Here is a 25,464-nt window from a genome sequence, read left to right as displayed (position 1 = left end):
ATTCTTACCTTTCTTTTTTAAATACGAAGCTTATCCATTCGTTTTTTTCCAAAATTTCTAAGCATCTTAGCTCTTTAAATTCGTTTTTGATTCTATCTTTATAGCTGTTTAAAATTCCTGATAAAATTAAAATTCCACCTAAATTTAGTGCATTTATCAGATCTTTTTTAAGTATCAAAATCACATCAGCTATGATATTTGCAACTACCAAATCATAAGTTTTATCTAAATTTGAGATACTTCCAGTCCAAATTTCATCTAAAGACATTTTATTTTTAGAAGCGTTTTGTTTTGTTGCTTCTATAGCCTGCTCATCCGTATCACACGAACTAACTTTAAGCCCACTTTTAGCTAAAGCAATACTTAAAATCCCACTCCCACATCCCACATCAAGGGCAGTTTTATAGCCATTTTTATACTTTGAGATGAGATTTAAACACATATTTGTACTTTCGTGATGCCCACTTCCAAAAGCTAGTGCTGGATCGATGATAATGTTTTTTAGCCCTTGTTTTGGCTCGCACCAGCTAGGATAGATATAAAACTCAGAAATTTCTATTGGATTTACGCCTTCTTTGTATTTAGTAATCCAATCGATATTTTTTTGTTTTGTAGAATTTAGCTTTAGATCAATGTCCAAATTTAGAGCTTTTTTAAGTTCTTTTTGATAATTAATAAGAGCAAATTCTAAATTTTCTAAACTATCTTCGTCTCTAACTATAAAGCTTTTGTCTTTAAATTCCACTCCTATAACACCAAATTCAAAGACAAAATCACTAAAGAGTTCCAGAGCATTTTCGCTGCTAACTTCTAACTCGTAAAAAAAATCCTTCAAATCTTACCTTAAAAACAGAATTTTGTTATTCTACAAAAACTAAGTTTTAAACAAGCTTAGTTTGTAAAGATGATTTTAGCAAATTTGTGTAAATAGATATATTTTTATACAAAGAGCGTAAAAGCTAAATCTAAAAATCTAGCTTTTACATATTCTATAAACAATTTAGTTAAAACTTGTACTCAGCTCCTAACATAATTGCATTATTCATATAGCCTTTTCTAAAGTCTGTATTATACCCTAGGCTTAGGTTAAATCTATCTGATGGAGAGTATATAAGACCTAAGGACATAAGTATAGCAAAGTCATTATCAATCTCAGATCTTTGAGCAAATTTTGATCCACGAAGTATACCATGTATAGTTGTATCATCATCCATTAGTTCCATACCAACACCAGCTCTAGCATACATACTGAAATATTTGTTTGGTCTATATATAGCTCTAAGTCCAGCTTCAACCATAAGCGACTCATAATCTTGTTTATGAATATTTAAAGCTAAAGATTTACTTCCTTTTTCTTGATAACTCTCATTTTCTATACGAGTATAATCAGCTCTCAAATAAGGCATAATAGCTGCTTGAGTTGACATAGCAACTATATATTCAAGTCCTGCACCTACTTGATAAACATTGCTATTATATTTTGACTTAAGAGTTTCATTTGCAAAACCAATATTTCTTTCACCTTCATTCTCAGCTCTACCTATACTTGCCAATAAATTAAGCTTTAACTTCTGGCTAAAGTATATATCACTATATGCATAAATTTGGTAAAGATCACTATCTAACTTATGACCTCTTAATTTACTATCTGCATCGCTTCTTGTGTGAGCAAATGCAATTCCAAATAAAGCATTATCTCCAATATCTCCATCTATTCCAACTATAGTTTGGAAATGGTCTGCATCATATCCTAATACTCCGCTAGATAAACTATCTTGTTTGCTTTTAGAACCAGACATTTTAGCCCAAACCCTATAACTATTTTCCACACCACTATTAACTTTTATATCGGTATCTCTTTGCAGGATACTTTCTTTAACTTGAGCTGATGCATCAGCTATTACCTTTATAGCTTGACCAGAAAGAAGCGGTTGCATATCAAGCAAAGCATCTTTTTGACCACCTTTTGTAATCATCATTAAAGTATTATCTTTAGTGATTGTATCATCAATAGCTGAAGCTAGAGATAGTAAGGATGTTAAAGAGTTATCTTTGGCATGCTTAAGCATCGTAGGATTTGCCAACACAGATAAAACTCCTTGATTTCCATTTTTAAAGTCAAGATTAAACAATGCCATATTTGTATCTAACTTCATAAATTTACCAGTAATCTTACCAGCATCCAAATATCCTGATATTTCATTTGATTTAATAATAGTTTCTCTAACAGGAGCCTCTACAAACAACATAGCACCATTAACATCTACTTCATTGGCTTTTAAAACCCCAGTTCTTACTACACCATCTACTGTCTCATCTATACCAATGATAAGTTTATTATTATTAAGCGTAGCTCTACCATCAACTTTTACTACCGATAAATTTGCTACTCTTAAATAATCTTTACCATCATTATTTAAAGCCAAATCTCCACTAAATTTAAGAGTTCCAACCCTAACATCTGTACCGCTCCATTTTTTAGATTTACTAGTTAATGCTAGTTCTCCACTTCCTGTCTTAATCAGATCTTTTCCTGTTATAGTTGCAGTATCAGCTACTGTAGTTTTATTATTTATATCAAATATAGCGCTTGATACATCTATGTTGTTTGGGTTTAAGATAAGATCTTTTGAACCAGAAATCTTTAAAGTAGAGTTATATATGTTTAACTTAGACTCCCTTTTACTATCAAATGCTTTTTTATTAATCTCTGTATCGTTGGTTGCTATTTCAAATATTGAAGCATTTTGTAAAGATAGATTTGCACCATTTAACTCTAGTCTTGCTGTTTTTATAAAAGAACTATCAGATAATATATTTGTATTAGATTTACCATCACCTAGAACTAAGTGCTTACTATCGAATATGGTGTCTTTAGGATCAGCTATAGAACCACTTGGAGCTTTGTTGCCTGAAATTTGAGCTTCACCTATAATGGTTGCTGTATCTAAAGATGTAGCAGTTACTTTAGCAGAGTTTTGAATATATAGTTTTGTCTTTTTGCCATTTTCTTTATCTTTACTGACAAATTTAAACTCCTCTGTGTTTAAATTTGAATTATCTATAATAGTATCCCCATTAAAATTTGCTTGTTTTGTATCAACTTTAGCAGAATTTTGAGCTATAAAATTACCGTTACTATTAAGAACATCTGTCTTAAGAATAGATGAATCTAGGTTTAAATTTCCAGATATATCTGTAGTCTTAGATGATACAGTGCTGTTTTTAGTTATGGATAAATTCTTGAAATTTGCACTATTTTTAATATCAACATTTGAGTTATCTTGAACAATAAAATCACCTTTTGACTTTATGTCATCACTTTTAAACAGTGAACCTATATTAACTCCAGCACTTACTGAAACTTCTACCAATTTAGCTATAAAATTAGCACCATTATTTACTTCTAGCTTAGCTAATTTTGCATTAGAAGAATTAGCTTTTGCGTTATTGTCAACCCTAAACGTATCGCTGCTATTTATATTTTTAAACTCAACTTCAGTACCTTCTCCACCTATAGCCACTCTTCCGTGGTTTTCTAACTCATCGATTTTTGATTTACCACTTATGATAGCAACATCAGTTTGTCCTTTTTCTACATATAATTTATCAAAATCCAAACTAGCCGAATCTTTAACTATCATGGAGGCTTTATTGCCTACAACAAAAGTTGTTTTTTTCTCATCTGTTGATCTAGACTCTAAAACTTTACCTTCATCAACTATGAGAATAGTGTCTTTATCTTTATCACCTTTTACAATACCAGTTACAATATCGCCATTTACACTATCTTCTAGGTTACTTTTTAAATCATCTGTCAAAGGAGTATAACTATCAACAAGATTTAATGTTTGACCTTTTTTAACCTCTTTTAATTTCCTAGTAGCATCATTTTTAACAATAAAATGAGTATTGTTATCAACTGGATTTGCAGGATCTGGATTTGCAGGATCTGGATTTGCAGGATCTGGATTTGCAGGATCTGGATTTGCAGGATCTGGATTTGCAGGATCTGGATTTGCAGGATCTGGATTTGCAGGATCTGGATTTGCAGGATCTGGATTTGCAGGATCTGGATTTGCAGGATCTGGATTTGCAGGATCTGGATTTGCAGGATCTGGATTTGCAGGATCTGGATTTGCAGGATCTGGATTTGCAGGATCTGGATTTGCAGGATCTGGATTTGCAGGATCTGGATTTGCAGGATCTGGATTTGCAGGATCTGGATTTGCAGGATCTGGATTTGCAGGATCTGGATTTGCAGGATCTGGATTTGCAGGATCTGGATTTGCAGGATCTGGATTTGCAGGATCTGGATTTGCAGGATCTGGATTTGCAGGATCTGGATTTGCAGGATCTGGATTTGCAGGATCTGGATTTGCAGGATCTGGATTTGCAGGATCTGGATTTGCAGGATCTGGATTTGCAGGATCTGGATTTGCAGGATCTGGATTTGCAGGATCTGGATTTGCAGGATCTGGATTTGCAGGATCTGCGTAAGTAGCTGTATCAAATATATTTAAATGGACAGCATCATTACTGCTATAATCAGCCTTTACTATATATTTAGAATCAACTTTACTTCTATCTATTTCTTTAAATTCCCCAACTCTATTACTAAGTTCAGATTTAATTATCTCTCTTATAGTTTTTCCAGTATTACCCGTGCCTGGATTAAAATTTTTATTGTACAAAGATACATCATTAGTAGCTGGGGTTATTATCTGAAGTATTCCATTTGTTATATTAACATTATCAGCTATTAATTTTGAATACTTAGTGTCATTTATAATACCAATACCAAGTTTTTCACCATCATTTAGCTTAAAATCTCCTTTTAAAACTAAATTTCCAGAGTGAATTTCAGTTCCGCCAATCCAGTTTTTATTACTATTTAAAACTAGATTGCCAACTCCTTGTTTTATAAATTTACCATCTCCTAAGATTTTAGCTTTACTTGCAAATGATGTATCTTTAGTCGTATCAAATATAGCATCACCAGAGATAGCAAGAGTATCATTTTCGTTATACCCTTTAAAAATACCATTTCCGCCTATTCTTAACTTTGAGTTATTGATATTAAATTTTACAGGAGCCGGGCGAGCAGAACTAGTGTATATACTGTTTGATACATCGATAGTAACGCCATTAATGGCAAAATTTCCTTTTTGGTTTAGACTATCAATATTTATAACTCTACTTTCATGTAATTTTCTAGGGTCTATTTCTGAGCTATCTTTTATAGCTTCAAGAGATGAATTATCAACTATTAAAGATGATGTTTTTAAATTTGAGGTGCTTCTTATGCCAATTTTACCATTATCTGCAGTCTCCACAAAACCAGAAATATTAGCTTTATTTAGAATTTCCAAGATAGAATTTTTGTTTTTAATATATACATTTCCGCCTATTTTTACTGTGCCATTTTCTAAATTATCTACATTAGACCCGTCTAACTTTAAAGTAGCTCCGTTTATAGCATACCCATCACCTGCTATTTGATTAGCAATGCTTAAAGTTCCACCTTCAGCTATAGTGGCACCTTTATAAGTGTTTTTACCAGATAAGATAAGCGTGCCTAATCCCTGCTTTTTAAGACCTACTTGGCTAATAAATTTCATATCATCCTTTGGAGAATTTAAAGCTCCATCTAAATGCAAACTATCTTTCCAAAGTCTTTGGTCTATATCATTAGAAAATTCTCTTACTAAAGCACTATCAGTACCTGTATCTATAGTATAAAGTGCAACTTTGTTGCCTTTCAAGGTGTTGTTTTTAATATTATTATTAAAAAGATTTTTAAATTCTTTTTTTGTTGAGTCATAAACATAAATATCTTTATTATTTAAACGGTTTGCATCAAGTCTAGCTAAACCTTTAAGTGCTTTTTCAACATCTAAAATTCCTTGACCGATGATTTCTTCTTTAGATAAGGCAAGTATAGATGTTTCTAAATTATCTGTATATGGATTTCTTAATATTCTATTTGCCTCATAATCATCTACACCTATTGCCAACAAATCATCTTTTACTTGATTTATATCAATTTCCTTATTTGCCAACCTAGGTACGAATGATGGGTCGGTATATATTACATAATAACCAGTAAAACTATCTGATTGTTTTAGAAAAAGTTTTGGAAGTTTAACATTATCATTTGCAGTTGTTAGCAAAACATCAGCAACCTGTGCACCATTTAAAAAAGGATATTTTTGCTGAACCAAAGCAGCAGCTCCTGAAACAATTGGTGAAGCCATTGAAGTGCCAGTCATTGGAATATATTTCATCCTGCCGTTAAATGCATTACGATAAAGATATGCTGCATTTGCTGCTTCTATCTCAAAGCCAGGAGCCATGATTCCATAATTTGCAGCACTTCCTACAAACAGATTAGATGATAGCATAGAACCATCAACTCCTTCTTTATAATATACAGAATCAATATTCCATCTAACTTTATAATTATTTGTGATTTCTATACTTCCATCATCTTTTTTTATGGTGTTTAATGGATTTATATTTCCAACGGCAAGCCAAGATCTTATATTTTCATCATAGCTAGGAACAACTGTAGCAGTTGCAGGAGAAATATTTCCTTGATTACCATTAGCAAAAACATTTAAAACACCATTTTCTTTAGATAAAGCTACAAGTTGATTAGCATAATTTCCTTGTATTCTACTTGAAAAATCATTCAAACTGATCGGAGTATTAAAACCTTTCTTTGAGTCTATTTCATCATAACTTATAAAATTACCAACTCGAGACTGTCTAAAATACCCATTTATTAGAGGGAAGCTTGAAGCACCCCAGCTATTATTTATAATCTTAACATCTTTTTTGTTTTTGAAAAAACCATATATCTTAGCATTTGGAAGATTTTTATTATTCTCACCTAAAAAGGCATAATTATAAAACTTAGCATTATGAGCTATACCATAAGGTTCGTCATCAGCAAACTTTTTACCAAGCAAAAGACCAGCCACATGCGTCCCATGATCTGTAAGCTCATATGGAAACCTATAGCCCTCTTGCCCTAAATTTGATCCATCAAGACTTGGGTGTAAAGAATTAATACTAGAGTCAACTATGCCAACAGTTACTCCGCTTCCATCCCATCTTTGCTTATTGGTTATAGGATTTACATCATCTCTAACTTTATCAATATTGATAAGCTCATAAGATTTTTTTGTTATTTCAGAAATTTCAGCATAACAAGATCCAATGAGAAGTATCAACATTGCAAAGGAGGTAAATAATTTTTTCATTAATTATCCTTTAAAATAACATATGACAAATTGTATTAGTTTTATCTTTAAAAGACAATTAATTTGATGGTTTTTATATATATTAAGTATGTTTTTTAACTATAGTTAGAATTTTTAAGAGTTAAAAGGGAAAACCTTTTTAACTCTTAAACTTTTATTTGGAACATAATTTTATTTATTTAGATATTCCGTTATTTATTATATTAATCATATCAGCCAAAAGTCCACAACCTGTATTATCTCCCAAATCACATGATTTTTGAAATAAATTTAGTGCAATTTCTAAATCATTTATAGTCTGCGCCGCACTTTGTGTTAAAACACCTAGATTAAGGCAAGCTGTTGACTCTCCTTGGGCACAAGCATATCCATAGTACTTAGTTGCTAACTCTAAATTTTGCACAACACCTAAACCATTTTGATACATAAAACCAAGGTTATTGCAAGATGTAATATTTCCAGCTTTGCAAGCTGATAAATAAAATTCTGAAGCTTTTTTTAGATCTTTTTTTACTCCGCCTAAACCATTTTGATAGAAAATAGCTAAGTTGTTACACCCTGTGTTATTATCCAGGTCGCATGATTTTGCATAAAACTCAAAAGCTTTAACCATATCTTCTTTTACACCCTGTCCGCTTTGATAAAAAAGACCTACAGAGTTACAACCCAACGAATCGTTTTTATCGCAAGAAATTTTATAATACCCAAAAGCCCTTTTTAAATCCTGTTTGACCTCTGTACCGCCTTGATATATAGAAGCAAGTGCATTGCAAGAAGGTGTATAATCCAAAGCGCAAGCCCTATCAAGAAATTTTTGTGCTTTATCAATATCTTTTAGATACTCCTGCTGATATAGAACTCCAAGATTATTACAAGACTGGGCATGTTTTTTAGCACAGCCTTTTTCAAAAAAAACAACTGCAAGATTCATATCTTCATCTTTTACTAAAAAGTCAACCCCAAGATCAAAGCAAGAGCTAGAATTTCCTAAATAACACTTTAGCTTATCGCTAAAAATATCCTTATCATTAATGTCTATATAAATAACAACAATAAAACCACTCAAAACAATAAGTAGTAACACAAAAATAACTCTATTCAAAGCACTCCCCTAATATAAAATAGATAATATTTAATTTTTTAGAAATTTATTAAATTTTAAAAGCCTCTTTTAGGTTGATTTTTCCTTCATAATACGCCTTTCCTACGATACAACCATAAATTTCAGGCTCGTTTTTTAGCTTTTTAATATCATCTAATGATGCAACTCCGCCACTAGCGATAGTTTTTATCCCACTTGCTTTGGCAATATCATTAGTAAATTCTACATTTACACCACTTAGAGTGCCATCTTTTGAGATATCAGTACAAATTATCGCATCTACATTTGCATCAGCATAAATTTTAGCTAAATCAGTAGCTTTTATAGTTGAAATCTCGCCCCAACCTTGAACTGCCACAAATCCATCTTTAGCATCAATTCCTACGCCAATACAGTAATTTTTTGCCATTTGCTTTACAAATTTTGGATCTTTTAGAGCTATTGAGCCTAAAATGAAGCGATCAACTCCTAAATTTTGATAATCTTTTATTCTTACTTCATCTCGTATCCCGCCACCTACTTCAACTTTTAAATTTGTAAAACTCACAATTTTTTCTATGACTTTAAAATTTTCAGGTTTACCGCTAAAAGCCCCATCCAAATCCACAATATGAAGCCACTTTGCTCCCATATCTTCAAATTCTTTTGCTACTTCCCAAGGGGCGCTGCTGTAAATTTTAGCTGTATTCATATCGCCTTTTAAAAGCCTAACAGCTTTGCCATCTTTTAAATCAATCGCTGGTAAAATTTCCATTTAAACTCCTAAACTTTTCTACTCATATAGATATAAAAACTAAGCCCAACTATCAAAATAGAAACGGCAACGATGAGATAAACTGCGTATATTATCTCACTCGGCGAAGTCATAGCAAATTTAAATACTAACATCAAAGACTCAATCGCTAAAGCAATGATGATTGAAGCTATAAATTTGACCATTGTTTTTGACAAGCCTTTTTCTTTGTTATTACTAACGCCCAAAACCTCTTCTTCAAAGAACGCCTTAACTAGATCTAAAATAGCCAAAGATAGCGTTAGAAGAATGGTTGATTCAAACATTTGAGTGGCGTTTATGAGATGCAAGCTATTAAATATAAGACTTTTAATGCCTAGATAAAAAAGAATTATAGCAACGCAAAAAAGCGATAAAGCTAAAGTGGCATAACTAAATCTTGAAAGTCTACCAAACCAGCTAAACATAGAGTTTTTACCAAGAAGTCTTAATATATCAACCAAGCCTATATCAGCACAAACGACATATAAAAGCTCTTTATTTATATCATATATCGGCATTGAGATAGTTACACAAAGCTCACCATTTAAAGAAGATGGATATGGCTCACTAAGATAGCATCTTTTCTCTCTTACTGCGTTATAGTAGTAGGATCTAAGGCTTCTATTTAGCCCATCGCCCATATCAGAGCCTTTTAGTTTGCTTTTGCTTTTTATTTGATAGCCATTTTTATCTAATATATAAAACGCATCGTATCTTAAAAGCTCATGAGAAATTTTTTCAAACCCAAGTTCTAAAATTTCTAAACTAATATCTTCAAGATAGTTGGGAAAATTTCTAGTAAAGATATAGCATAGATATGCTCTTATCTTTTGACGATTTACTCTAAATTCTTCAAGTTCTTTTATAATCACTTTAATCCTTGTGGTTAAATTCTGGCACTATAGCCTTTAAATTTCTAACTATATCATCACTTTTTACTAAATCTTCTATCTGAGAATTTAGTAAATTTAGATCATATTTTGCACTACTAGTTACAAAAATAGACTCATACCTAGTTCTTTTATCACTCTCATCAATAAGTAGTTCTTCATATAGCTTTTCTCCTGGTCTAAGACCAACAAACTCAACACTTAACTCGCCCTCTTTTCCAGCTAAGCTTATCATTTTTTTAGCTAAATCAGCGATTTTTACCTGCTCTCCCATATCTAAAACAAAAAGCTCACCGCCTTTTGCGATACTTGCAGCTTGAAGTACGAGCTGACACGCTTCGCTAACTAGCATAAAATACCTAACAATATCAGGGTGAGTTACGGTTAAATTTTTATCTTCTTTGATCTGTTTTTTAAATTTTGGTATCACACTACCGCTACTTCCTAAAACATTACCAAATCTAACAGCAACTATCTCCGCCTTAGATATTTCGTTTGAATTTAATGCGTAAAGCTCACACACTCTTTTTGTTGCACCCATTACATTTGTAGGGCGAACGGCTTTATCAGTGGAGATTAAAACTACTTTTTTTACTTCGTACTCTACGCTTAAATCAATTACATTTTTTGTGCCTATTATGTTGTTTACAACAGCCATTTTAGGGTTAAACTCACACATTGGAACATGCTTATAAGCTGCTGCGTGAACTACAACATCTGGTCTAAATTTGCTAAAAATTTCTTCTAAATCATCTCTATAAACAATATTTACAAGCTTTAGTTCATTTCTAATATCTGAATTTGTAGCTTCATTTATTTGGTATAGATTAAACTCGCTATGATCAACCATTACAAGCTTTTTAGCACCATATTCAAGGCATTGTTTGCAAATTTCACTTCCTATTGTCCCACCCGCTCCAGTTACTAAGACAACTTTATCTTTTATAAAATTTCTAACTACTTCTTTGTCAAGATCTTTTGGCTTTCTTGCTAAGAGATCTTCAACTGTGATATTTCGTATCTCTCCACCTTCTATAAGCGAAAAAATCTTAACATTTACAATGCCATAACTCATAAGCTCATCATGTAAAGAATTTAGCTCAGTTTGGTTTAGCTTTAAAGCTATGATTGCAGTTTTTACACTGTGTTTTTTTATATCTTTTGAAATTTGACTCTTATCTTCAACTACAAAATTTTCACAAGTTGTGCCAACTTTTTCTTTTCTTGCGTCATAAACACCAACTGCGTAGTAGTTGATATAGCCCTCTTTCATGCCTTTTAAAACATGAAGAGCTTTATTTGTTGCGCCAATAACAATGCAAGGCTCGTTGTTTTCGCTTTTTGAGCTATACATCATTCTTTTAGAAATTCTTAGCCCGCTTATAAGGATATAGCAAAGGGCTGAGTCGATTATAATAACGCTTCTTGGAAAGGGGTTAAAAACATCATCAAGTAAAAAATATATAACCATAAATGAAAACATCGCAAATATGTGAGCATTGAAAATTTTACGCCCTTCATATAGCCCAAAAAATCTCCACGGAACCATATAAATTTTAGCTATCCACAGAAAGAAAACCCTTAAAATAGCCATGCTAAACGCACATAATAAAAGCCCTTTATAAAACTCATTTGGTATATCGCCATTAAATCTTAAGAAAAATGCCGATGTAGTTGAAAATATAGATATAAAAACATCAAAAAATATAAAAAATAGAAATCTTTTAAATTTAGTTGGCTCTAGAAATTTAATCATATTATATTACTTTTTATAATCTCACAAACTCTATCTATATCGTTATCGCTTATATCACTACCACTTGGAAGGCAAATTCCCCTACTAAAAAAATCCTCACTTGTGCCATCAACCACGCTTAAAGTTCCTTTAAAAACAGGCTGTAAATGCATAGGCTTCCACAAAGGTCTGCTTTCAATATCAGCTTTATTTAAGGCTTCAATAACTTTTAGATGAGCATTTTTTTCTTTAAAAAGCAAAGTTGTAAGCCATCTATTTCCCTTTGAGTTTGGAATTTCAGGCATAAATTCAACGCTCAAATTTGATAAATTTTGCTTATATTTTTCAAAAACTTCTCGTTTTTTAGCAACTCTTTTATCTAAAACTTCCATTTGTCCCACGCCAATGGCACCTAAAACATTGCTTAAGCGGTAGTTGTATCCATAAGTTTTGTGTTCGTAATGCAAAAGTGGCTCTCTTGCTTGAGTGCTTAAAAATCTAGCTTTTTTAACTAAGTTTTCATCGTTTGAAACTAGCATTCCACCGCCACTTGTTGTGATGATTTTATTTCCATTAAAGCTTAACGCTCCAGCATGTCCTAGCGTTCCAAGGGCATTGTCCTTGTAAAATCCGCCAAGTGCTTCAGCTGCATCTTCAATGACCTTAATACCCTCATTTTGGCAAATTTCTAAAATTTCATCCATCTTAGCAGATTGACCGTAAAGATGAGTTACGATTAAAGCAAATGGCTTTTTAGGTGCTAAATTTATGGCTTTTTTTAAAAGTTTTGGGCTTAAATTCCAGCTCTCATCGCTATCAATTAAAATAGCCTCGCATCTTTCGTAAAATACCGGATTTAGCGAAGCCATAAAAGTAAAAGTTGAACCAAGAACAACATCGCCATCTTTTACTCCAAGGCTTTTTAAAGCTAGGTGGATTGCCGCTGTGCCTGAGTTTAGTGCAAGTGCCGAATTTACCTTACAGAAATTTTTTACACTATTTTCAAATTTATCCACATACTCACCAAGTGGTGCTATGTAGTTGCTTTCAAAAACTTTTTTTATATATTCTAACTCATTTCCACCCATATTTGGCGGACTTAAAAATACTCGTGCCATATTTTTCCTTAAAATAAAAGCGTTATTTTACTTCAAAAAATTTAAGCTTTTCTTATAAATTCGGTTTTTAAAATAACAGTTCCAAGTTTATCAAGCTTACACTCAACTTCATTATCATTTTTAGTTAAGCGAATTTTTGCTTTTGTGCCTTGTTTTACGCTATTTTTAGACCCTTTTAGCTTTAAATCCTTAATCACAACTATACTATCTCCACTTTGAAGTTCTACTCCATTTACATCAACTGCCATTTTTTCTCCTTTATTTGAAATATTTATAAATTTTGCTTTATAACTCTTGCTGGAACGCCAACTGCGACGCTGTTTTGTGGTATATCTTTTATCACCACAGCCCCTGCTCCAATGATTGAGTTTTTACCAATTTTAATGTTTTGTATCACTGAGCTTCCTATTCCTAAATGAGAAAATTCTCCAACTTTTACGCCACCTGCAACTGAAACATTTGGGCTAAGATGCGAAAACTCTCCAACTACGCAGTCATGCTCAACAACTGCGTTTGTGTTGATAATCGCTCCATTTTCAATTATAGCGTTCGCATTTACAACCGCTGCTGCCATTATTACAACGCCTTTTTTAATCACGGCTGAGTTTGAAATAATAGCGTTTGGGTGGATTAAACTAACTACATTAAAGCCAAAATTTTGTGCTTTTTCTTGTAAATTTGCCCTAGTTTTATTATCTCCAATGGCGATTATCATATCAAATTTATCTAAATTCTCACTAAATTTAAGCCCGTTTTTATCATCTAAAAAAATAATGTTTTTATATCCACATAGCTTTGCAATCTCAGCTACAACCTTGCCATGACCACCACTTCCATAAATATAAATGCTTTTAGTTTGTGCCATTGAATTTCTCTGTTGTAGCCATTCCATCTTTATTAATTCCTTCTTTAATTATCACTTTTTTTATAGTTAAAAATGCGATTTTCAGATCTAAACAAAAGCTTAAATTTTTAGCGTAATACGAATCATACTCAAATTTTTTACTCCACGAAATAGCGTTTCTTCCATTAACTTGTGCAAGTCCAGTTATGCCTGGACGAACATTATGGCGAAGTTTTTGGGTTTCATTATAAAGTGGTAAATACTCAGTTAAAAGCGGACGCGGTCCTATAAAACTCATATCTCCTTTTAGCACATTAAAAAGCTGTGGCAACTCATCAAGGCTTAGGCTTCTAATTTTTGCTCCAAATTTATCTAGCCTTAACTCATCGCTTAATAAATTTCCATTTTCATCAACCTCATCACTCATCGTTTTAAATTTATAAATAGTAAAAAGTTTTTCATTAAGTCCTGGGCGAATTTGCCTAAAAATCGGGCTTTTTGAGATTTTAAATTTGATTAAAAAATAGATTATTATCATCAAAGGCAAGGTTAAAATAATTAAAATTAAACTTGCTAAAATATCAATTAATCTTTTTAAAAACGCCTTATACATCTATAAATTCCTTATAAACTTCTAAATATTTTTTAGTAATAATAGGCTGGTTATAATTTTTTATAACTAAATTTCTACCGTTTCTTCCAAATTCCAACGCCATCTCATCATCATTTAAAAGCATCGCTATCTTTGTGGCTAAATCTTTTGAGTCCATGGGTTTACAAAGTAGGCCATTAAAGCCATCTTTTATCGCTTCATTACACCCACTAACATCACTAACAACGCAAGGTTTTGCCATACTCATAGCTTCTAAAACAGTTCTAGGAAAACCCTCTTTATAGCTTGGCAAAGCGTAAAGATACGATGCTTTTAAAAGCTCTTTTATCTTATCACTCCAGCGTATCCAAAGGACATTTTTACCTAGCAAAAAGTCGCTACCAGCGCTGCTTTTATTGCCTTCATACACATCTCCAACAAAGACAAAAAGCACATCTTTTCTATCTTTTAAAATTTCAGCCGCTTGGTAAAATTCTCTTATTCCTTTATGCCATAAAGCGCGTCCTATCATCATAACTACTTTTTTATCTGTATTAAAAGGATAAGGAGTAGCACTTTCTGGATCAAAATAACTTGCATCAACGCCTACGCTTTTTATACGAACAACTTTGTTTTCTTTGATAATTCCTTTTTTTATCATATAATCTGGGTCGCTATCATTTACAAAGATAGTTTTATCACTTAATCTAAAGGCTTTTTTATTTAGTCTATTTAAGATAAATCTAATGGCTAAACTCTTAAAATTATCTTCCACATAAAAACTTCCTAGTCCTTCTACTAAATTTATAACGTTTTTAATCCCTACGCTTTTAGCCGCAAATGTTCCAAAGGTGTTGCTTTTATGAGCTGCTGTTTGAAGCATATCTAAATTTAGATCTCTTAAGGCATCTTTTAAGGAGTTAAAATCACTAATAACTCTAAAAGGATTGATTGATCCAGCTTTTATCTCATAATTTATGACATTAAACTCATCTTCTAGTAGTTTAGAAAACTCCCCCTTAGGAGATATAGCAAAGATTTCATGACCCAAATTTTTAAGCTCTTTCATTATGGGCTTACGAAAATAATAAAGGCTCATATCGCTATGAGATAAAAAACCTATCCTAGCCACTATATATCCTTAAATTTTTAGCTTATAGACTTTTGCTAATGGCGTAGATATGACTAATTCATAAATTTCACTATCGTAGCGTTCTAGCATAAAAAGCTGTACATAAGCTGAGTTAAAGGCCTTGTTGTCTGTGATTATAAATGTTCCATCACTTAAAATTATAACATTTAAAATTCCATCCTTATCAGCAATTATCTCGCTAACGCTAAATTTTCCACTCTCATCATATCTTGTCTCATAAAAACCCCTAATAGGAATGCTTTGTGAACCATAGATGATGTTTTTCATATCAGTTGATAAGGTCATGCCATTATCCAAAACTAGACCACTGTTATTAACCTGAACAAACCTAGCAGAAGCAAAAAACGGCTGATCATATCCCTTGCCTGTTGTTAAATCAATGTTTGAAAAATACCAAACAACTGAGTAAATTCCTATCATTCTAGCTGGTAAATAGTAATAAATATCTCTAGTTTTTTGTGGAAGAGTAAAATCTTTTAAAGATAAACTGGTTAAAAAAAGATTTGGATCATCAAAGCCATAATCTTTCATCATAGCCTTAAAAGGTGAGCTAATATTTTTATCATTAAAGGCTTTTTCTGTATATTCAACTGCTAATCTGCTCATATTTGCCGAACTTACAAGATCTTTTGTTAGAGCAAAACTAACTGGAAAATTATGATTTCCAAGATGTTTTCCACCATCTATTAGGGTTTTAACATCAGCGTAGTAGCGAATCGGGTATCCATAATCCCACCAAGCAACTACATAATCTTCTCTATCAGAAATGCTTTTAAGACGCTCTAACACTTGAGTTTCAGCGTTAAAAAATACAGTTGGACTTGTATAGTTTTTTATATGTTTAAGAGCAGGAAAAACAGCTACAACTGTTAAAGCGATAATTCCACTAAGCTTTAAAGCTCCTTTAACCTTAAAAAAATCAAGTAAGAAATTTACCAAAAAACCAAGCCCTAAAGCCATTATAGGAACTGCATATATAGTAAATCTAAGCCCTGATCTAATAGATAAAATACCAAGAGCAAGTATAGGAAGAGATATAAGAAATGCTCTATGTTTAAAACAAAAAAGCAAATAACCAATAGCTCCTAAAATAAAGAAAAATGGATGAGAACTAATCCTAGTCATAAAATAATCCCAATCCATAGCACCTGATTCTTGAATGGTTTGATTTACACTAAAAAAGTGAAATGACGAAGACAAGGCTTCTGTTGTATCTCTTACTACATAAAATTTAAGCATAAACCAAATAGGGTTTAAGCCACCTTTTAAAATAAAAACAAAAAGCACCAAAGCTCCAACTGCTGCTAATACTTTAATATCTTCTTTTTTCATAAAAAGCAGATATAAAGCGATAATTGATATTAATCTAAAAGTAGCTGAGAGATTTGTTACAGCAACTATTAAAAGAAGCAAAGCTTGATAATTTTGTAAGCTTTTTCTTTCAAAAACAAGCGTATATAACAAAAACATTCCCGCCATAGCACCAATTAATGTAAAGCTAGATGGATACCACCAGTGATAAAAAAGCCCAAAAATAGGAGCTATTATTATAGAAAATCTATCTTGCCTAACCGTTATTCTTATAAGTCCCCAAAGCACAAAGCAAGGAAGAACGATATTTAACATATCAGTATCATAATATCCTGCCATCGTCCTGTTATAGTAACTAACCGCTACAACAGAACTTGCTGCTGCTACTATTCCAGCTCCACTAACCCTAAATTCCCTAGCTATAAGCAAAACCGGAACAACAAGAAGTGAACTAAAAAATACACTCATATATAAAATAATAGTTTCAAAACTAAAAGGCACTATATGGTAAATAAAAGCTGTAAATTTAGACATTGTGTGATTTACATAACTTAAATCATTTGGTTGGTGAAAACCAGCGATAATGTCCCTTGCACCCTCAGCAAAAGCGTATCCGTCGTTTGTATTTATCATAACTTGACCATCATGAATCATCTCAGGATAATCACTCGCCCAATCAATCCAATAAAGCCTAGAAATAACCCCAAACATAAAAGTGATGAATATAAAAACAATAACCCATCTTCGTTTATTTAAATCAATATCTATCATTTAAACCCTATTTTAAAATTTTCGTGCTATATTTTAACCATTTTTTATAAAAACCTTATAAATTTGGCATAAGTTTTATACATATATCTCGTTTAAGTTTTCAATAAGCTCTTTAGAAATTCTATCTTTATCAAAAAATTTTGCTCTATCTTTTGCCTTCGCTTTGTAATCTAGTACCAAATTTGGCTCATTTATTACTTTTTGCATAGCAGCTGCTGTGGATTTTATATCGCTAACTGGAACCAAAATCCCCCACTCATGGCTACCTAAAAGCTCTCTAGCCCCGCTTTTGTGATCACTACTTATAACAAATGCCCCACACGCTAAAGCTTCTATTAAAACATTTGAAAAACCCTCAACCTTTGAAGTAAAAACAAAAGCTTCACACTTTGACATGTACTTATAAGGATTTGCATCAAAACCCAAAAGATGAACTTTTTTAGCCAAATTTAGCTTATTTATTAAATTTTGTAAATAATCCTTTAAAACACCAGTTCCTAGAATAATAAGGTCTAACTTTGGCTCTTTTATAAGAGCGTAAGAGCGGATGAGCGTTTCGTGGTTTTTATTCTCATCAAGCCTACCAACACTTAGGAAAAATTTGCCATTAAATTCTATATTTTCTAAGGATTTTTGCTCTATAAAATTAATGTCAACAGCGTTGTATAAAATGCTCATTTTATCTTTTTTAATCCCAAAATTACATGCTAAATCATCATAAGCCTCTTTTGAATTTGGCAAGATAAAGTCAGCTTTTTTATAAAGCTTTTTGATAAGAAATTTGCTTATTTTTGATTTAAAACTACTATCTTTATAAAGAACTGAAGGGGTAGAGCACTCATTAAAAACAAACTTTCCACTTAAGCCTAAAATTCTAGCTATAGCAGCTACAAAACAAGGTCTTACCATCCAAACGAAGTGATTTTTAATGCCTAAATTTTCACAAAGTTTTTTGTATTTTATAGCTAAAAATGGCAGTTTTAGAAGTTTTTTTATGCCATTTTCAAAAGGGGCTGAATTTTCTATAAAAAAAACCTTTATGCCATCTGGCAGCTTATAATCAATCTTATCTCTCATTAAAACAAGATAAATTTCATACTCATTTGCTAGGTTAGGAAGCAAATTTGAAACGACTCTTTCAGCTCCACCGCCAGCCATCGAGTAGATAAAAACGCTTAATTTTTTCACTTTTTACCACCAAAAATTCTATATATTAGCTTAAATAAAGAACTACTTAGACCCAAAATCAAAACCAAAATTTTAGTTTTTTTATTTAAGCTTTTAGTTCTAAAAACAGAAGTGAAATTTTCTCTTATAAATTTACTACTCTTTTTTAAAAAGCTATCAAATTCTAAACTATTTGACTTTAAAATATCAAAGCTTATCGCCATTCTAACGCTACTTAGATAGTATTTTGTGATAGGGGTTAAATGTGGATATTTATTAGCAGCTATGCTTACTAAAATTTCAGCTTGTTTTAAAAAATCAAAATGCCTAGGCGAAAAACTATGAACTATAGAACCATCTCTCATTCGGTAAAAATAGAGCCTTTCATCGCTCATTATGACCTTTTTGGCTCCAACCATAATCTCTCCAAAAATAGCCACATCTTCATAAAGCTCGCCAACTGGAAACCTTAAATTTTCAAACAAACTTTTATGAAAAAGAAATTTACAAGATGCACATCTAAAATCATCATTTCCTATAAATATATTTTTAAAATACTCTTCATCGCTAATGATTTTTTCATAACTTTTATCTGGCAATTCATCTAAATTTTTATAAAAGGCTTTAAAGCCCACGGAAGATAGTTTTAAAGAACTTTTTTGTATTAAACCAAAAAGCGTTAGTATAAAATTTTTATCAACCATATCATCACTATCTATAAAGCTTAAATACTCCCCGTTTGCGATGTCTATGCCAGAATTTCTAGCACTTGATAAACCGCCATTTTTTTTATGGATTACTTTTATTCGGCTATCTTTTAAGGCAAACTCATCACAAATTTTGCCTGAACTATCACTACTTCCATCATCAACTAAAATAATTTCTAAATTTTCATAAGTTTGATTTACAATGCTTTCTAAGCACTCATTTAGGTATTTTTCTACATTATAAACAGGAACTATTACGCTAATTAATGGCTTTTTCAAACTCTATCCTTTTATGCAAATTTCTATAAAATCAAGCCATTTTTTAGTTATATTTTCCACTTTAAACTCATCTTTTCTTAAATTTGCATTTTGAGTAAATTTATATCTTAAATTCTCATCTTTTAGTAAAATTTCTAACTTTTTAGAAAATTCTTTTTCATCATCTACCTTGCATAAAAAGCCGTCCACGCCGTCATTTATAAGCTCACTTGGTCCTGCTATACAATCAGTTGAAATTCTAGCACACTCAAAATAAATACTTTCCATCAAAATATTACAAAAGCCCTCTTTCCTGCTATTTACAGCAACTATTTTAGCTCTTGTGTAGTAGTTTTGTATATCTTTAACAAATCCAACAAAACACACATCAAGACCTAAATCTTTAGCCATTTTTTCTAAATTTGCTCTTTCTTCTCCATCTCCAGCGATAATGACTTGCCAACCGTTTAAAAGCTCTTTATCAGCCAAAGAAATCGAGCGTAAAAACGCATCAAAACCTTTATGTGGTATGAGCCTACCAGCACTTAAGATGAGATTTTCCTTACTAAAACTACTCTTTTTAAATTCAAACATTGGATTTGGTAAAATTGCTCTATTTTTTACAAATTTATAATAATCCCAGTCAAATTTAGTTAGCATCGTTAAACCATCTGCTAAAGGATAAACTACCCTTCTTAATATCCTTAAAAATGGGCTTGATAAAAATTTATAGTTGTTATGCTCTGAAGCTATGACTCTGTTTTTTAAGCCTAAATTTGCAAGCAAAACTAAGATATTTGTAGTATCTAAAAACGGAATAATAGCGTCAAATTTATTGTTTTTTATAAATTTGCGAATTTTAAATACCTTGCCAAATCTTTTTTTAAAATTCCCAGCTATACCTTGATCGCCAACGCTACTTTTTAGGCTAAAAACCTTAACTTTGTTTGAAATTTCATAAAAAGGCTTACTATCATCAAATTTTAAAATACTAACATCAATGCTTTTTGATAACTCATTTGATAAAACGCTCATAACGCGCTCAGCCCCGCCTCTACCAATGGTTGATATCACAAATAAAACTCTCAAATTTTAGCCTTTAAAAGAATTTTAACAAACCAAAATTTTGCTTTTAAGCTTATATTTTTATTTATAAAAACCTTTGGCAAAAGCCTAAAAAGCATATTTTTATACTTTTTTTGATACTCTTTTTTAGGATAACTTCTTTTGATTAAAAGCACCAAAGAGTAGGCTTTATAATAATAGCTATCAATGAGCAAACCAGGATAATTTTCTTTAGTAAACTCTATAAATTCATCACAAGTTAATAAAAGTTTATCATGTTTGGCTGAGAAATTTTGATTGCTTACTGAAGTAGTACTTGTATTGTTATAAATATAGCAAGGTTTTAAAGCAAATTTAACGCTTTTTGAGGCTAGTATCATTTTATATACAAATGTAAAATCTTGCCCAACTGGGTGATTGGTAAAAAACCTAATATCACCTAAAAATTCTCTCCTAAAAAGCTTGCCCCATGGCGCCCAACCATAAATTTCTCCACCATCATATATAAGCTTTCTTAGAGCATCTTTGCTGTTTAATTCATACTCATTTGTTAAATTTTTATAAATTGGAATTATTACAATTCCGTTATTTTTTATATTTTCCACCATATATTTTACATAATCACTTTTAACGCTATCATCACTATCAACAAAGCAAAAAAACTCTCCACTCATCGCTTCAAGTCCAGCATTTCTAGCTGCTCCAACTCCTAAATTTTGCTGATGTATGACTTTTACTCTATTGTCAAATTTACTAAATTCATCACAAATTTCTCTACTTTTATCAACTGAGCCATCATTTATAAGAATGATTTCTATGTTTTTATATGTTTGTAAAAGTAGTGAATCCACGCATTTTTTAAGATATTTTTCATTATTATAAACAGGAACTATTATGCTTACTAAAGGATTCATTTCATGCACTCTACTATCTTTTTATAACCAAATATATATACTTTAATTCTGGATTTAAAAATATAAAAAAATGTATTTATGTAGTCTTTAATGTTTGCCTTATGCTCTATTTTCTTTAAATTTCTTTCTTTTTCTATGCTGCTATCATTCCTAGAGTTTGGATGAATAAAAATATCACTTATATAAATATCAAAATTTCCAAACTCATCCCATCTATCTGCTAAATTAAGAGCCTTATCTTGAGAATTTTTTAATGCTTTAGCTATGTTTTTATCTACCATATAAGCACAAGTTCCAGTTATAAATCTCTTTGATAGATTGCTAACTTTATATAAATTATTATCTATTTTTTTAACCAAAATACTACTTCTTAATGAGTTACAAAACTGCCCTTCACAAAGAAGAAGTGAATTAGACGGCAATTTATCATAAATTTCAAAAGCTTTTTGTATGCTTTTATCATCACCAACAATATCATCTTCTAAAATAAGGCAAATCTCATCTTTAGTATTTAAAAAATCAGCATATATATTTAAATGACTTCTAGCACACCCTATCTCTCCTGGACTAAGGATTCTTCTATGTGCTTTATATGAATTTGTTAGCGTGCTGTAGTAATCTTTTAATGACATCTGCCTTCCATCTACTGCTTCTAAAATTATAAACTCATCATATCTTTTAAATCGCTCTTTTAAAGTTTTTCTTCTAATATCATCATTTTTAAGTGAAACTAGATAAATTTTATCACTCATATCAAACCTGTAATTTATAAATTTTTTGCTATTATACTATACTTTAAAGGATAATATAAACAGTGAAAGCAAAAATCTTAAAAAGTGTATATATAGGAATGACTCTAAATATTATATTTTTCATAATCATAGGCATTATGAAATTTATAATAAATAGAGAATTTTTAATAAATTTAGGACTTGAAAATTTAGGAATTATGAAAATTATGCTAAATTTAGTCTCATATATAAACATAGCAGAACTAGGAATTTACTCAGCTGCTGCTTATGCTTTGTATGATCCTATCGTAAAAAAAGATAGCATTAGACTAAATATCGCCGTTAATACGATAACTTTTGCTTATAAAATAATAGTAATAGCTATATTTTTACTCTCTTTAATAGTAGCTCTTTTTATGCCATTTATCCTAAAAGATATAACTATAACTAGTGAAATTTATCTATATTGGGGGCTTTTTGTAGCTTCAAATTTGCTAACTTATCTCTATGCTTACAAAATAACCTTAATAAGTGCAAATGGCGAGTATAATTTTGTCATAATTATTTCTAACATATCACTACTAATCGTATCTATTTTACAGCTTATTGCTATTATTAAATTCAGATCATTTGCTCTTTTTATCGCTTCAAATTTCATATCTGTGATAATATCGCAAATTTACTATACTAAATTTATAAAATCGCGTTTTCATATAGAAAAAACAGATAAAAAAGATATGCAAATTTTTAAAAACCTTAAATACCTTATATGGCACAAATTAAGTTATATTATACTTGTAAATACAGATATTATACTTATATCTATGTTTGTATCTATAAAACTAGCTGGTATTTATGGAAGTTTTATAATGATAACAGGTACGATATTATCGGTTGTTTTAATGATAAGGTCAATACTCACACCAAAAGTTGGAAGATTTATAGCCCTAAATAATAAAAGTGAAATTTACGCTCTTTTTAGCAAAATAAACTATCTTTTTATAGCTATTGCTTGTGCTATTTTTGTTCCACTATACTTTATAATAGATGATTTTGTTAAGATTTGGCTTGGAGATGAGATATATCTATCAAATTTAACAATACTTCTTATAATGGCTAACTTTTTTATATCTATCTTTAGAATAAGCATAGATATATTTAAAGAAGCAAATGGCTTTTTTAGTGATATAAAACTTCCTATAAGTGAAGCTCTAATAAATTTAGTTATATCTTTAATGCTTGTTTTTAAATACGGCCTAGTTGGAATTTTAATCGGTACTTTAGTAGCAAATTTTGCCATCGTCTTAGTAGCAAAACCTATACTTGCATATAGAGTCTGCTTTGAAAAAAATATATATACAGTAGCTAAAGACTACACGATATCTTGGATGAACTGCTTTATAATATTAGGAATTTCATCTTTTATCATAAGCAAACTAAACTATGAAATTTCAAACTATTTAGAGTTTTTCAAAGTTGGGATATTGTATTTTTTGGTAACAACAACAGTTTGTTTTACCGTTTTGTTACCAAATAAAAACTTTAGAGCTTTGCTTTTATATATTATAAGATCTTTTCACTCTCAAGAGCATAAATTTTAACTCTTATATTGATATCTTTTGGTGCGTATATGATAAGAGGAATTTTACTATTATAATGAGTTTTTATACTATCACCAAACATTACAAACTCATCTTTTAACGCCTCATCTGGACAAAGCATCAAGGTTTTATATAAAGTGCTATTATTATCACTAAATTCATAATAATTATAGCCATATCCATCTAAAACTTTATCTTTAAGTATTCCACCACTATATGAGTGCACGTTACAATCCACACTTAAAACCCTACCAAATTCAACTACAACTTCGTAATCTTTCTCACTTTGCTTTGGTTCTAAATTTATGATATGTTGCCTAAAGCCATCTTGTGCTTTTGGAAAAATAGAAGTATCAAAACCAAATGCCAAACTTGCCATAACTAAAATTCCTAAAACAGATCTCATTTTTACTCCTTTATATTTTCTTCCCATTTAAGGGCTGAACTGATGATAAGTTTTATATCATCTCTTTTTGGGCTCCAGCCAGTAAGCTTTCTAAGTTTATCTGAATTTGCTATCAAACAGGCTGGATCGCCATCTCTTCTATCTGAAATTTCTACCCTGAAATCACCGCCAACTTCTTTTGCAGCATCTATTACTTCTTTTACGCTGTATCCTTTGCCATATCCAACATTAAATATCTCGCTATCATTTTCTTTTATATAATCAAGTGCGTAAATATGGGCATCCGCTAAGTCTTCTATGTGGATATAATCCCTAATACATGTGCCATCTTTGGTATCATAATCATCGCCAAATATGCTCATCTTGTCTCTCCTACCTGAGATGGTTTGGGTTGCGACTTTGATTAAGTGAGTAGCGTTTGGATAGTTTTGCCCTAAAAGTCCATCGCTACTTGCTCCTGCGACATTAAAGTACCTTAAAATAGCGTATCTGAAATTTTTATTTGCCAAAGCAACATCTTTTAAAACCCACTCAGTCATAAGTTTGCTTCTACCATATGCGTTTATTGGATTTTGCGGGCTTGTTTCGCTAACTTGGGCTGTATCAGGCTCACCATAAGTTGCAGCTGTAGAGCTAAAGACAAAATTTTTAACGCCGTATTTATTAGCTAGAGTGATTAAATTTATAGCATTGCTTGTGTTGTTTAGATAGTATTTTAGTGGCTTAACAGTGCTTTCAAAAACCTCAATAAATGCTGCAAAGTGGATAATCGCTTCAAATTTATGAGTTTTAAAAAGCTCTTCAAGTCTTAAAACATCTTCTAAGCTCATATCAATAAATTCAAATTCACCTACAGTTTTTAAAGCATCAATCGCTTTTTTTGAACCCTTACAAAGGTTATCTATAACAACTATTTCATGCTTTTTGCTCTCTAAAAGCGCTTTTACAACATGACTTCCTATATAGCCTGCTCCGCCAGTTACTAAAATTTTCATATATCTCCTTTTTAAAGTATCAATTTATTTTTAATATTTAACCCTTGAAATTATATCAAAT

Annotated in this window: 20 protein-coding genes; 1 reads left to right on the top strand and 19 read right to left on the bottom strand. The window is 31.2% G+C overall.

Features of this window, described 5'->3' with window-relative positions:
• Positions 1 to 4: 4 nt before the first annotated feature.
• The 17 genes from CCORG_RS01540 to CCORG_RS01460 form a co-directional block, all read right to left on the bottom strand.
• On the bottom strand, positions 5 to 835 hold the full coding sequence (locus CCORG_RS01540) for a 50S ribosomal protein L11 methyltransferase (RefSeq protein WP_025803182.1): 831 nt from the start codon (positions 833 to 835) through the stop codon (positions 5 to 7).
• Positions 836 to 1,004: 169 nt separating this feature from the next.
• A complete protein-coding gene (locus CCORG_RS01535; RefSeq protein WP_172658538.1) occupies positions 1,005 to 7,268 on the bottom strand; it encodes an autotransporter domain-containing protein in 6,264 nt (2,087 codons plus the stop codon).
• 175 nt (positions 7,269 to 7,443) lie between these two features.
• The gene (locus tag CCORG_RS01530) at positions 7,444 to 8,370 is read right to left on the bottom strand and encodes a tetratricopeptide repeat protein (RefSeq protein WP_025802755.1); all 927 of its coding nucleotides are present in this window, start codon (positions 8,368 to 8,370) and stop codon (positions 7,444 to 7,446) included.
• Positions 8,371 to 8,419: 49 nt separating this feature from the next.
• The gene (gene hisA / locus CCORG_RS01525) at positions 8,420 to 9,124 is read right to left on the bottom strand and encodes a 1-(5-phosphoribosyl)-5-[(5-phosphoribosylamino)methylideneamino]imidazole-4-carboxamide isomerase (protein ID WP_025802753.1); all 705 of its coding nucleotides are present in this window, start codon (positions 9,122 to 9,124) and stop codon (positions 8,420 to 8,422) included.
• A gap of 8 nt (positions 9,125 to 9,132) precedes the next feature.
• A complete protein-coding gene (locus CCORG_RS01520; protein ID WP_034971391.1) occupies positions 9,133 to 10,017 on the bottom strand; it encodes a PDC sensor domain-containing protein in 885 nt (294 codons plus the stop codon).
• Between the two features lies 1 nt (position 10,018).
• Positions 10,019 to 11,791, bottom strand: coding sequence for a UDP-N-acetylglucosamine 4,6-dehydratase family protein (locus tag CCORG_RS01515; RefSeq protein WP_025802751.1), 1,773 nt, complete (start codon positions 11,789 to 11,791; stop codon positions 10,019 to 10,021).
• Complete coding sequence (pglE, locus tag CCORG_RS01510; RefSeq protein ID WP_025802749.1) at positions 11,788 to 12,888, bottom strand: UDP-N-acetylbacillosamine transaminase; 1,101 nt, start codon at positions 12,886 to 12,888, stop codon at positions 11,788 to 11,790. The genes CCORG_RS01515 and pglE overlap by 4 nt, the downstream gene beginning before the upstream one ends.
• A 41-nt stretch (positions 12,889 to 12,929) precedes the next feature.
• On the bottom strand, positions 12,930 to 13,136 hold the full coding sequence (locus CCORG_RS01505) for an alkylphosphonate utilization protein (RefSeq protein WP_025802748.1): 207 nt from the start codon (positions 13,134 to 13,136) through the stop codon (positions 12,930 to 12,932).
• A 23-nt stretch (positions 13,137 to 13,159) separates the two neighbouring features.
• Complete coding sequence (gene pglD, locus CCORG_RS01500; RefSeq protein ID WP_025802747.1) at positions 13,160 to 13,753, bottom strand: UDP-N-acetylbacillosamine N-acetyltransferase; 594 nt, start codon at positions 13,751 to 13,753, stop codon at positions 13,160 to 13,162.
• On the bottom strand, positions 13,740 to 14,345 hold the full coding sequence (pglC, locus tag CCORG_RS01495; protein ID WP_025802745.1) for an undecaprenyl phosphate N,N'-diacetylbacillosamine 1-phosphate transferase: 606 nt from the start codon (positions 14,343 to 14,345) through the stop codon (positions 13,740 to 13,742). The genes pglD and pglC overlap by 14 nt, the downstream gene beginning before the upstream one ends.
• Positions 14,338 to 15,456: a N,N'-diacetylbacillosaminyl-diphospho-undecaprenol alpha-1,3-N-acetylgalactosaminyltransferase gene (pglA, locus tag CCORG_RS01490; protein ID WP_025802743.1), complete on the bottom strand. Its 1,119-nt coding sequence runs from the start codon at positions 15,454 to 15,456 to the stop codon at positions 14,338 to 14,340. The genes pglC and pglA overlap by 8 nt, the downstream gene beginning before the upstream one ends.
• Before the next feature lie 9 nt (positions 15,457 to 15,465).
• Complete coding sequence (locus CCORG_RS01485) at positions 15,466 to 17,559, bottom strand: STT3 domain-containing protein (protein WP_025802741.1); 2,094 nt, start codon at positions 17,557 to 17,559, stop codon at positions 15,466 to 15,468.
• A gap of 75 nt (positions 17,560 to 17,634) precedes the next feature.
• Positions 17,635 to 18,747, bottom strand: coding sequence for a glycosyltransferase (locus tag CCORG_RS01480; RefSeq protein ID WP_025802739.1), 1,113 nt, complete (start codon positions 18,745 to 18,747; stop codon positions 17,635 to 17,637).
• Positions 18,744 to 19,712: a glycosyltransferase family 2 protein gene (locus CCORG_RS01475; RefSeq protein WP_025802737.1), complete on the bottom strand. Its 969-nt coding sequence runs from the start codon at positions 19,710 to 19,712 to the stop codon at positions 18,744 to 18,746. Before CCORG_RS01475 ends, CCORG_RS01480 begins: the two co-directional genes overlap by 4 nt.
• Before the next feature lie 3 nt (positions 19,713 to 19,715).
• Positions 19,716 to 20,780 (bottom strand): glycosyltransferase family 4 protein, encoded by a 1,065-nt coding sequence (locus CCORG_RS01470; protein WP_025802735.1) that lies wholly within the window; start codon positions 20,778 to 20,780, stop codon positions 19,716 to 19,718.
• Positions 20,777 to 21,670, bottom strand: coding sequence for a glycosyltransferase family 2 protein (locus CCORG_RS01465; protein WP_025802733.1), 894 nt, complete (start codon positions 21,668 to 21,670; stop codon positions 20,777 to 20,779). The genes CCORG_RS01470 and CCORG_RS01465 overlap by 4 nt, the downstream gene beginning before the upstream one ends.
• Positions 21,667 to 22,422 (bottom strand): glycosyltransferase family 25 protein, encoded by a 756-nt coding sequence (locus tag CCORG_RS01460; RefSeq protein ID WP_025802731.1) that lies wholly within the window; start codon positions 22,420 to 22,422, stop codon positions 21,667 to 21,669. The genes CCORG_RS01465 and CCORG_RS01460 overlap by 4 nt, the downstream gene beginning before the upstream one ends.
• Positions 22,423 to 22,484: 62 nt before the next feature.
• Here CCORG_RS01460 and CCORG_RS01455 point away from each other — a divergent pair, with 62 nt between their 5' ends.
• On the top strand, positions 22,485 to 24,002 hold the full coding sequence (locus CCORG_RS01455; protein ID WP_025802729.1) for an MATE family efflux transporter: 1,518 nt from the start codon (positions 22,485 to 22,487) through the stop codon (positions 24,000 to 24,002).
• Here CCORG_RS01455 and CCORG_RS01450 read toward each other — a convergent pair.
• Both CCORG_RS01450 and galE read right to left on the bottom strand, forming a co-directional pair.
• Positions 23,965 to 24,408, bottom strand: coding sequence for an ecotin family protein (locus CCORG_RS01450; protein WP_025802727.1), 444 nt, complete (start codon positions 24,406 to 24,408; stop codon positions 23,965 to 23,967). The genes CCORG_RS01455 and CCORG_RS01450 overlap by 38 nt on opposite strands.
• A gap of 2 nt (positions 24,409 to 24,410) precedes the next feature.
• Positions 24,411 to 25,403: a UDP-glucose 4-epimerase GalE gene (galE, locus tag CCORG_RS01445; protein WP_025802725.1), complete on the bottom strand. Its 993-nt coding sequence runs from the start codon at positions 25,401 to 25,403 to the stop codon at positions 24,411 to 24,413.
• Positions 25,404 to 25,464 lie beyond the last annotated feature (61 nt).

The sequence above is a fragment of the Campylobacter corcagiensis genome (assembly GCF_013201645.1).
GTDB classification, from domain to species: domain Bacteria; phylum Campylobacterota; class Campylobacteria; order Campylobacterales; family Campylobacteraceae; genus Campylobacter_B; species Campylobacter_B corcagiensis.
This window is presented reverse-complemented; position numbering and strand designations above follow the sequence as displayed.